Annotated in this window: 7 protein-coding genes; 4 read left to right on the top strand and 3 right to left on the bottom strand. The window is 33.7% G+C overall.

What is annotated here, in order from left to right; genetic code table 11:
• Positions 1-623 precede the first annotated feature (623 nt).
• Positions 624-1244 carry a transcription antitermination factor NusB gene (gene nusB, locus F6K40_RS13270; protein ID WP_293136527.1) on the bottom strand — a complete coding sequence of 207 codons (621 nt, stop codon included), beginning with the start codon at positions 1242-1244 and terminating at the stop codon, positions 624-626.
• Positions 1245-1668: 424 nt separating this feature from the next.
• Positions 1669-2373 carry a DUF502 domain-containing protein gene (locus F6K40_RS13265; protein WP_293136525.1) on the bottom strand — a complete coding sequence of 235 codons (705 nt, stop codon included), beginning with the start codon at positions 2371-2373 and terminating at the stop codon, positions 1669-1671.
• A 1236-nt stretch (positions 2374-3609) separates the two neighbouring features.
• Between F6K40_RS13265 and dnaG the strand changes: the two genes are divergently transcribed.
• The 4 genes from dnaG (at position 3610) to F6K40_RS13245 (ending at position 7428) form a co-directional block, all read left to right on the top strand.
• Entirely contained in the window at positions 3610-5631 is a 2022-nt protein-coding gene (dnaG, locus tag F6K40_RS13260; protein WP_293136523.1) for a DNA primase, read from the top strand.
• A gap of 490 nt (positions 5632-6121) precedes the next feature.
• Entirely contained in the window at positions 6122-6244 is a 123-nt protein-coding gene (locus F6K40_RS13255; protein WP_293136521.1) for a hypothetical protein, read from the top strand.
• A 180-nt stretch (positions 6245-6424) separates the two neighbouring features.
• Positions 6425-6565: a hypothetical protein gene (locus tag F6K40_RS13250; protein ID WP_293136519.1), complete on the top strand. Its 141-nt coding sequence runs from the start codon at positions 6425-6427 to the stop codon at positions 6563-6565.
• Between the two features lie 182 nt (positions 6566-6747).
• A complete protein-coding gene (locus F6K40_RS13245; RefSeq protein ID WP_293136517.1) occupies positions 6748-7428 on the top strand; it encodes a restriction endonuclease subunit R in 681 nt (226 codons plus the stop codon).
• A gap of 473 nt (positions 7429-7901) precedes the next feature.
• Here the strand turns inward: F6K40_RS13245 and F6K40_RS13240 are convergent, their stop codons facing one another.
• Positions 7902-10934 (bottom strand): pentapeptide repeat-containing protein, encoded by a 3033-nt coding sequence (locus F6K40_RS13240; protein WP_293136515.1) that lies wholly within the window; start codon positions 10932-10934, stop codon positions 7902-7904.
• Between the last annotated feature and the right edge of the window lie 674 nt (positions 10935-11608).

Genomic DNA, 11608 nt, shown 5'->3' with positions numbered 1-11608 from the left:
GTATGGATGGAAAGATTTGACGAGGGAAAAACAACCATTTATGGGAAAAGTTCCTTAACGAAGTCAGAAATCAGAAGTCAGAAGTTAGATAGGAGAGCCGTCAGATTGGCGACGTACAGAAGTTGACCCATGTAACGGGGATTTGAGCAAGCCTCCAAAAACATTTCGCCGATACTAGCGGGTTGGCGCGACCCAATCCTGTTTGAGAAAATGAAAATCTGATATTGTTCCTAGGAAAAATTCCTGAACATTTAATTGTCTATTAGGCAGAAAATTTGGTTGAATAAAAAGTCATGCGTAGGGGCGAACGACCCCATTTAAAATTTATAGTATCACAAAAATTCTCAGGAGACAACAGAAAATTTTTTGACACGCCGAATTTTTTTTCAGAAGCTTCAGAAAATGAAAATGTTGGTAATTTTCCATTGAGGTTGGTATAGATAGAAAGATTTGACTATGAGAAAAATCTGACTTTTAATCTTAAGGAAGCATTTTTCAATCTTTTTCTTGTATTACCTCTATTCTACTCTCGACTTGTAACTTAAAAATTTTGACGCGGGCAAAGATATCAATATGACTTCTATAACTATTTAACCGGATTTGATATGATTCCTTAGATGACATTAATTTTGAATTTTGTTGAGAACTCTTCGTAATACCCCATTAATAAACTTATGCCCATCTTCGGCACTATAACGTTTAGCTAATTCTACTGCTTGACTAATAGCAACTTGTTCTTGAATCCCAATAAACATCATTTCTGCTACTGCAATTCTGAGTATATCCAAATCAATTCTGGGTAAACGTTCTATTTGCCAATCTACTATTGATTCTCTCAATAATTTATCAATTTCTTCCTTATTACGATTCACTTTTGTCAGAATTTCCATAGTATAGCTGCGAACTTCTACTTGATTAGTAAGTTGAAGAATTTCTGGTAATTCAACAGCAGTACCAATACGATTAATTGCTGTTTGGCCTAACTCCATAGCTTCATGGAGCATTCCTCTGGCACTTTCAATATCAGTAGTGCCGATCTGACTACTCAGAAGGCGATCGCTCCCTCTTTGTATTTCTGCTGCTGCAGTTTCTAAAATATCTTGGGCCTCCGTTCTTAAAGTCCGAACTGCTGCTAATACAACTTCTTGAAGTTGCTTTTTTTCTAAACTCCCTGGATTTGTTGGTAATTGACTTAAACCAAGGAGAGCTAATTCACGAGCTGTAGAACGGGGAGCTTTTTTCATAATAGATATCTCCAAATAATAAAAAATAAAATTAATTATCCCACTAGATACGTCAATTATTTTCCCCTACCAAAAAATTCAAGTATAAAGTCTCTCCATTTATGAAGAAAAAAAATTGCTTTTAGCCAATCATCTTCATTTATAAAAGACTGTTTCTCAAGTAAGTATTAAAAGAGTTTTTGAGTAACTAAAATCTAAAATTAGTAGTAGTTTCAGGGATTGAAATCTGTGATAGAGAAAGGTATTCACTACATATATTCCTAGATTTTTCAGTGACAAATAGTTGTTAAAAGCGTCTTGATTTATTCCTGCTTATTTCCTATTCTCTTTTCCCTATTCCCTATCTCCTTTGTATATTTGCTTTGCAAACAATCTCTAAGAAGAGGTAATTATTAATTATTAATTGTTGAATCCATACTCCCTATTACTGATATTGTTCTCTATCTGGAATTACTGGTTTAAGTTGATTTTTGAATATTTTTTCTTGACTAATTCCTGTTGATGAATTGGGATTTACTATTCCACCAGATATTAAAACTTTAAAAGCATCTTCAACTGACAAAGAAACACTAATCACATCCTTTTCTGGTACTATGGCATACCAACCAGATGTAGGATTTGGAGTTGTGGGAATAAACAGACTTAACATTGAATCTCCCAGATGAGATTCAATTTCATCGCTTATAGTACCAGTAACAAAAGCTATAGTCCAGACTCCTTGACGTGGGTATTCTACCAGTACCACACGGCGAAATTTCTCGTTAGAATCCCTGAGCAGAGTTTCTAATATTTGCTTGAGAGTGCCATAAACTGAGCCAGCAAATGGAATTGCTTGTAATATTTTCTCACCTAAATCTAACAGCCATTTTCCAGCAATATTTCTGGCCATCAGTCCTATTAATAGAATACTTAGCAATGGTACTGCTAGTCCTACTAAGAAGTTTAGTAAACCTACCAAAATTGGATGTAAACCATCGAAGGGATTAATTTGCTTTGGAATCTTGGTGAGAAAATCAATTACCCATCGAGCAATAGTTATAGTAAGCCAAATTGTAGTAGCCAATGGTATCACTACCAATAGACCAGCGATTAGGTCATTTTTGAAGTCCTGCCTTATACGTTTGAACACCGATTACCCACTTCCTCATAACTGGCTAGATATTTTTATACTCCAGCCGAAAATAGAATTTATCTATTATATTTTATAACTAAGGCTTCACTTTAACTAGGGCTTGCTTATTAAATATAAAAACCTTACACAACAAAGATTTAAGGGATTTTAAATCAGAAATTGTGCCGGATTTTTAGCTAAAATACACCAAAAATGAGGTACTAGATTGCATACGCCATGTACAGAAAAGTGGCCTAATACCATTTCTCAAAAACTTTTCTACATTTTGTTGAGCAGGGGAGTAGGGTAGTAGTAGGGACGTCCTTATGCAACGTCCGTACGGGAGAAGTAAAAATAACAATAATTAATATTAAATCAGCTAAAACTAGCAAAAAAATGATTTGATATATACTAATTAATTGATAACTGGAGTATTGCCCTAGTATAGCATTAATGCATGGGAATTGGTATAACTCGACACTGCACCGGAAAATTTTGAAAAGTACAAAAAAATACTAAATTTTTGCTCATTCCAAGGGATTTTCCCTCCTGGCAATCAGGGAAAATGCAGAAAATTTAACAGAGGTTATTTTGAATTTTTAATTAATAATTTTGAATTGTTTTGACAATTATTTAGGACTTGCTGATTAAACCTCAAAGCATTTATATATCAATGCTTTACACTTTTCTCCCGAAAAAGCTTTTGAGAAGCTTATACATAATACCAATTTGATAAATGTTTTCTACAAATATCTCGTTTTTTTAAGTAGTAAGGATTCATTAATGGATAATGGATAATGGATAATGGATAATGAATAATTACCTCTCCCTAAAAGGGAGAGGATTGACTAAAAGGAAAAAATTTATTTCTCTTGGTTGATTGGATATGGTTAGGTTACCTATCCATCCCTCAACCGCTTTTTTCCCCTTTATTGGGGAGACTTTAAACCTGAATGATCTAATTGTTTAATTGTTTAATTATTAATTATTTCGGTAAGGAGTAAGGAGTAAAATGGGAATAGCTTCTTAGCCATTATTAGTTCATAACTTATTGAATTCGTCAAAAAAACATCTCATAAGCAAGTTTTTTTATCGCCCTTATTATTTGTAACATTCTTTTTTCACCCTTGGTATAACTTGTTTATTTTGTCAAATTTTATGTTAATAAAGATGTTTATAAAGCATAGCTAAAAGGGAGAGGTAATTATCAATTATCCATTATAAATTATCCATTAATGAACCTACTTCCTAATTATGAATAATTTCCGTTTTCATCAAGATACTATTGCAGAAGTTAAGCAAAGAGCAGATATTTATGATGTTATTTCAGAACATATCGTCTTAAAGAAACGAGGGAAAGATTATGTAGGATTATGCCCTTTCCATGAAGAAAAAACTCCGAGCTTTACTGTTAGTACCACGAAACAAATGTACTACTGTTTTGGTTGTGGTGCAGGTGGTAATTCTTTGAAGTTTTTGATGGAAATTGGTAAGTCTTCTTTTAGTGATGTAGTTTTAGATTTAGCTAGACGTTATCAAATACAAATTAAAACAGAATCACCAGAAAATAGACAAGAATTTCAACGGCAAATTTCTCTGCGGGAACAACTTTATGAAATCTTGGCAATGGCGAATAGTTTTTATCAACACGCCTTAAGACAACCCCAGGGAAAAATTGCTTTGGAGTATTTAAAAAATTCACGTCAAATTTCAGAAGAAACTATTCAAAAATTTCAACTCGGTTATGCTCCTAATGGTTGGGAAACTATTTATGGTTATCTCGTAGAACAAAAAGGTTTTTCTGTCGAATTAGTAGAAAAAGCAGGATTAATTTTGCCTAGAAAATCTGGTACTGGTTATTACGATAGATTTCGCGATCGCTTGATAATTCCTATTAATGATGTTCAAGGTAGAGTTATTGGTTTTGGTGGTAGAACTTTGACTGATGAACAACCTAAATATTTGAATTCTCCTGAGACAGAATTATTTGATAAGGGTAAAACTTTATTTGCTTTGGATAAGGCAAAAACTGCTATTGCTAAACAAGATAAAGCTGTGGTTGTAGAGGGATATTTTGACGCGATCGCTCTTCATGCTGCGGGAATTAATAATGTTGTTGCTTCTCTTGGTACGGCGTTAAGTTCAACTCAAATTAGACAACTTCTACGTTATACAGAATCTAAACAAATTATCTTAAATTTTGATGCTGATAGAGCAGGTGTTCAAGCTACTGATCGAGCAATTGGAGAAATAGAAAAACTTGCTTATAGTGGGGAAGTTCAACTGAGGGTTTTGAATATTCCTGATGGAAAAGATGCAGATGAATATTTGAAAACTTATTCTGCTGAAAAATATCAAGAATTATTGGTAAATTCGGCATTATGGATTGATTGGCAAATTCAAAATATAGTAGGAAGTAAAAATCTCAGCTTGGCAGATGAATATGCTCAAGCAAATCAAGAAATAGTTAAAACTTTAACCAAGATAACTAATGATAATCAGCTTACTTATTATCTGCAATATTGTGCCGAAATTTTGAGTCAGGGAGACCCTCGGAGAGTTTCATTAATTTCTGAAAATTTATTAACTCAAATTTTCATTAATTGGAAAAAGCTCTTAGCTGAAGATGAATTTTTATCACCGCCTTTACTCGTAGCGAAACAATTAAAATCTAATCTTCAAAATAATAGAAACTTTACTAAGGCTAAAAAAAATAATTCACCAGGGGTTTTATCTCCACCTATAGAAAGGAGTTTATTGGCAGAAGCAGAATCTTTATTGCTGCGTATTTATTTACATTGTCCGAACTATCGTCAAGATGTGAAAGATGCAATGGAAGCAAGAGATTTACAATTTAGTTTCTCTCACAATAGATTTTTATGGCAGCAAATTATTTCTGTGGAAAATCTCTCAGAAAATCAAACTAATGAATCAGATGATTTAATTTCAAAATTACAGGATAGTTGTTTGGAAACTCCAGAGAAACTTGCTAATTTAGAGCATCTTTTTCATTTAGATGAAAAGATAAAAAAAAATCTGCTCAGAGCGCCTTTAGAAATTCGTTCGACAGTGGCAACTATAGAATTAATTATGTCGATAAAACGTCGTAGTGCTATTTTAAATATGTGGCAAAAAACAGATTTATCTGTTGAGTCTGAATTAGCTAAAAAGTATCAAGAAAAATTTTATTCGGAATCAGAATGGATTCAGGAATTGGAAAGGTTAAGACTTACGACTATTCAGGATTTAATTCAAGTACCTTTAGGAGAATTATAGTATAATTTAGAATTTAGTCGCTCTAGGAGGAAAATTTCCCTACTCATCATCTCTGGTTGGGTCTTCAGAAAATGTACTGACTGTTTCTCTATACGCAATAGAAGATTTTTTTTACTATCCATCACCTCTAGCGGGGTGCTTCAGAAAATGTATCGACTGTTGCTCCATACGCAATAAAAGGAAAATTTCCCTACTCATCACCTCTAGCTGGGTGCTTAAGGAAATGTAATGACTGTTCCTCTATACGCAATAGAAGAAATTTTTGACTATCCATCACCTCTAGCTGGGTGCTTCAGAAAATGTATCGACTGTTGCTCCATACGCAATAAAAGGAAAATTTCCCTACTCATCACCTCTGGTTGGGTGCTTCATAAAATGTATCGACTGTTGCTCTATCCGCAATAAAAGGAAAATTTCCCTACTCATCACCTCTGGTTGGGTGCTTAAGGAAATGTATTGACTGTTGCTCTATACGCAATAGAAGAAATTTTTGACTATCCATCACCTCTGGCGGGGTGCTTCAGAAAATGTATCGACTGTTGCTCTATACGCAATAGAAGAAATTTTTGACTATCCATCACCTCTGGCGGGGTTGCTTCAGAAAATGTACTGACTGTTGCTCTATCCGCAATAAAAGGAAAATTTCCCTACTCATCACCTCTGGGGGGGCTTCAGAAAATGTACTGACTGTTGCTCTATCCGCAATAAAAGGAAAATTTCCCTGCTCATCACCTCTGGCGGGGTGCTTAAGGAAATGTATTGACTGTTTCTCTATCCACAATAGAAGAAATTTTTGACTATCCATCACCTCTGGCGGGGTGCTTCAGAAAATGTATCGACTGTTGCTCTATACGCAATAGTCAGAAATTTCCATCATTCATCACCTCTGTCGGGGTGCTTCAGGGAATGTAAAATTCTGACTCCTGACTCCTAACTGCCACCAAAATATTACAACTTAAATAGGATTGCTATACAATATTGAAAATCACAGCAGTTTTAGAGTTGATGAGATTAAAAGTAGCACTAAATTCATATTTGACAACTGATAACTGATAACTGAAATTTCCCTCTCTCAACTAGAAAATTCCTAAAAGCACAACTACTTATTAAAAAATCATGGTTCAAACTCTATCAGCGCAAGAAATAACTTTAGAGAAACTTAGAGAAAAATTCAACCTAGAGTTAGTTAAAAACGATAAATTTTTTCCAGAATGGCAATATGAATTACCAGAAATATCGGCAGGAGAAAAACAAAGATTAGATCGGGTTCAAACTAGCTATTCTAATTTATTAGAAGAACCGCCCATATTAGAAAATACTGTCAAAATGGTAGTCTTATCTCCACTATTAGACTTAGCAAACCTCTACCTTCCTCCCTTCCGTATCAAGTCAGAAAAAACTATAAAAATTTCTCTAGAAGACGAAGGAATTATTATCAAAGGAAAAATTGATGTATTAGCTGTATGTGAACAAATTTGGGTAATGGCGATCGAATCTAAAAAAGCAGCTTTTTCTCTAGAAGTTGGGAGGTCACAATTACTAACCTATATGTTAGCTAATCCTAATTCTAACCAAGCAACTTATGGCTTAATTACGAATGGCAATAGCTTTCGATTTCTCAAATTAGTAAAAGGAGAAACATCACAGTATGCTGTATCTAGAATATTCGATATCTTCAATCCAGGAAATGATTTGTATCATGTACTTAGTATTTTAAAAAGTTTAGCTAACTTAGCACTAAATTCTCCACCCTTCTTGAACAGGGAAGTAGGGAATTCAATAATGGATAATGGATAATTGATAATTACCTCTCCCTAAAAGAGAGAGGATTGACTAAAAGGAAAAAATTGATTTTTTTCCCCACAACCCTTATTACTTATTACTTATTACTCATTACTCATTTTTATTGGGGAGGCTTTAAACCTGAATTATCTAATTATTTAATTGTTTAATTGTTTAATTGTTTCGGTAAGCTGTTGTGCATTTAAACCACATATTTGTTATGTGCCTAGTTAACAATACAACCCTTATTACTTATTACTTATTACTCATTACTCATTGATAACTCTGAGAGATTTATCAATGAGTAATACTGTTGAAGTAGTTTTTTTTGCCTTGATGTGAGGCGTTTAAACTTTTCAGTTTCGATAGGAGATAGTAATTTTGTAAAACCACCTTCAAAAAAGGTAAAAGCAATTATATTAACTAATAAATGCCAACTGATAACTGATAAAATTCTCCTTTAACTATTAACTGTTAACTGCCAACTGTTAACTATTAGCTGATAACTGATAACTGTTAACTGATAACTGAAATGAGGGAGGTATTTCTGCGGAATTTTGACAAATAATTGGCAACCAACTCGCCCCAGGAAATTTATCTTCCAATACTTGTAATTTTTCCCTCGCTTCTCGCACAGAAATATATAGAGATTTTCCACCAGCAAATGACTCCAGAAAATACTTAAAAAATTTCCGAGCAACTAAATCTGGAACTTCTTCTCGCATAACAATAATTGCCGGAATATGTAACCGAGCAAATTGTCGAGCTAAACCTAATCCATCGCAAGAATTGAAAATTGCTAACTGTAGACCTTTCCTAATAGTTCTTGCCAGAGAATTTTCTAATTCCTCAACTGTCATTTTAGTTTCATTTCCTAAATAAAAATATCCGGTACTGCCATCTGCTTCACTGTCACTATGACCAGAAAAACAAATAATATCCCAACCTTTTTCATCCCATAATTTTTCATCTAATTCTTGGCGACTTGGTTTCACTAAATCAACAACTTCTGCTTCGCTGGAGAGACTAGACAAATATTTTTTATCTGCCTCAACATTTATCCCTTTGTCATTTCCAAAAATTGCCAAGATGCGGATTTTTTCCCTAGCAATATCTAACTTTTCCACTCGGTTAGCTTCCGGCAAACCTATAGCAGTTTCAGCAAATAGATAATCAGAGAAAAAATTCCATAAGTGCCAGGGAATTCGCTGCATTAAAATATCCTCAGATTGAATAATTAATCTGACTTGATCTGAAGGATTAAATTTCGTTCGTAGCGCCTTTTCAATTTTGTGAAAACTTGCCTCGTTCAACCAGTTATTGAGGAGCGATCGCCACTCTTTTTCTAATTCCCGAATTTCCTGATATATGTCTTTTTTAGAAAAATTTGTTGTCTGCTGTTTCTTCATTTTTATTCTAGGAAGGAAGCCAGAATTTTGATGGTATTCTCTTAATTGTTCATATTTTTGGCTCCAGTTTTGATAGAGCTGAGGAATTTCTGAATTTGCAGGTAAGTTACCCGTAAAAGAAATTGGTAAAGGATGATTGTCTGACCAAATATTAGCTCTAATAACTGGAAAACCTGTTTCAAAATTTCCCCCTTCAAAATTGATAATTACCAAATAATTAGCAGAGGTTGATTTTTGAAATATCTGATTAAACAAAGACATCATGTAATTTTTTTGCTCTTCTAAACGAGCATCTTGTTTCTCTCTTTTTGCCAACTCAATATGATACTTTCTCTCACTTTCCTGAAGATTTTGATTTATCTGTCGTTTAATTTCTTGTAATTCTTCCTGATATTTTTCCTCTAGCACTCCTAGATTTTGCTCATAGAATTTGAGGAACTGTCGATGAATTTTTTCCTTCTCTGTTTCTGGCGGTACATCAATAGTAATTACCACTACTCCATCACCTTTATTTTCCATACCCCGAATTGTCATAGGGACGTCTTGGTTTTCATCTTTTACCTGTTGAAAAGATGACATAAAAGCTTTAGCATCTACTCCATTTCGGAAAATTAAATCTACAGTATTTAAGACTTCTGTAAATAATTTTGTAAAGTCTCCCGGTAGAAAATATCCACTACTAGGGCGACGTTCTCTATCGTCTGTTTCTGGCAGTGGTTTCTCTAATAAATAGATATATTTTGACTCAACATTATCGAGGATAGTTGTATGGTCAATATTCCAACCTTCCAAACAAGTTCCTGACATTTGAGCGGTGGAAAAATTAGTGCCTATTGCTGATGCTTCAGTTAAATTTGCATTGTTTAAATAAGCAGCTTTTAGGGAAGATTCGCTTAAATTTGCTTGTCTGAAATTAGCGTTATTCAAATCGGCAACTGCAAGGTTAGCTCCCCTCAAGTTTGCTCCTATATATTCTTGGTCTTTTCCCCATCCAGTTATTAATAACTCTCTGATTTTTATATCTTCTAAGATAGTGTTTTCGACTCTGGCAAATTTCAGATATTTGGTTTGTCGCCAGAATGTGCGAGTGGCATTAGAAAATCGAAAATTTGTGCTTTTAAGAATGGCGTGACTAAAGTCAGCATCGGTTAAATTAGCATTTTTAAAACAGGTGCTTCCTACAGTTCCAATGGCAATAGCTAATCGGAGGAGAAAAATATTTTTTGAGTCTTCAGCTAATATTTTTTTTGCTAGATGTTGGGTTATTAGTATTAGGGTGCAAGGAAAACCTATATATATGACACCAAAAATCAACGGATAAGGACTACTTCTAAAAGAATTTGAAATAATAGGTATTCCAGCCATTAATAATAATATTCCTATTACTGCTCTATTTGCTAACCATTTTTCAGCGATAATTTCAGCTAAAACTACTGCTAAACTGAGAGTTAAAATTAATACAAATATTGCCACAATAGAAATTATCAGAGTAATAATTATGTCTATAATATGATTTGCATCTTCATTGCCATTCAAGAAATAATTGACACTTTCGATAATCTTGCTACTCCTGAAAATTCTTAATTTTCCGAACAACCAAATAGCCCAATTTGGTGCTTCTGAAATTCCTAAAAAACCGAAAAAGTTATCAATTTTTTCCTCGTCTGTTGCCAAAGCTCCAAGTATGGGAATTGTTAGTATCATTCCAGAAAATAAATAAAGTAAATATTTTGTTGTTTCTGCAATTCCTTGACGAATAGTAATTACTAATAAACCAATATTGACAAATACTCGAAGTATTAAAATAGCTGCAATAAGATGATTTATTTCCTTTGATTTACTAGGGAAAAAATGTGTGGGAACGTACATAGCAACAAATGCTGCAATACCTGCAGTTAAAAATAAGATACCTACGACAATAGATATGATAATTATCCGAAATTTTGTTAGTCCTGCTAAAGCATAATTGAAGTTAGCATTCGTGAGATTTGCTCCGGTAAAATCTGCTCCTCTTATATCAGCAAAAGAAAAATCTGCATCTGTCAAATCTTGATTTTTAAAAGAACGGCCTCGATAGTTTTTTCGTGTTTGTTTAGATGAATGAATTAGCATTGGATTCTCCTGTGAAAGTTTAAACTGATAACTAATAACTGTTAACTCACAACTGATAACTGATAACTGATAACTGATAACTGAATCTTACACCATGCTGATAATTTAATGTTGTCGAAAATCGACAAGATTTAAAAATCCTGTTCTCGATCTTAGCTAAATTAATTCTGAAGATATTGCCCTACAATGATTTTGGAATTTGTCAAAAAAATGTCGAGCTTTATTGTCGATTATCGACAAGATTTAAAAAACAGGGAAAGCATTTGAGTGTCAGAGAGCATATTTTTGTAATAGAAAAAGTCTGACACTATTACCTTTTTTAAGTCCGACTATATTTTCTCAAAAAAATGACTCAGCACTTGAGACTACACCTACTAATATTTGTCTGTGAAAATTTCAAAATTTCACCAGACAAACCTCTAGCTATCTGACGCTTATTTTCAGAAAAGAGCGACTCGCAACGTCCGAGCGCTTCTCTCAATATTTCTCTCTAAAAATTGAAAAGTTTCATTAGACAAACCTTTTGTTATCTGACGCTTATTTTCAGAAAAGAGCGACTCGCAACGTCCGAACACCTCTCCTCATATTTCTCTGTCAAAATCTCAAAATTTAATCAGACAAACCTCTAGGTATCTGACGCTTATTTTCAGAAAAGAGCGACTCGCAACGTCCGA

This window comes from Okeania sp. SIO3I5 (assembly GCF_010672085.1).
Taxonomy (GTDB): Bacteria; Cyanobacteriota; Cyanobacteriia; order Cyanobacteriales; family Microcoleaceae; genus Trichodesmium.
Note: the sequence above shows the minus strand (reverse complement) of the source record. Positions and strands in the feature narration are given on the sequence as shown.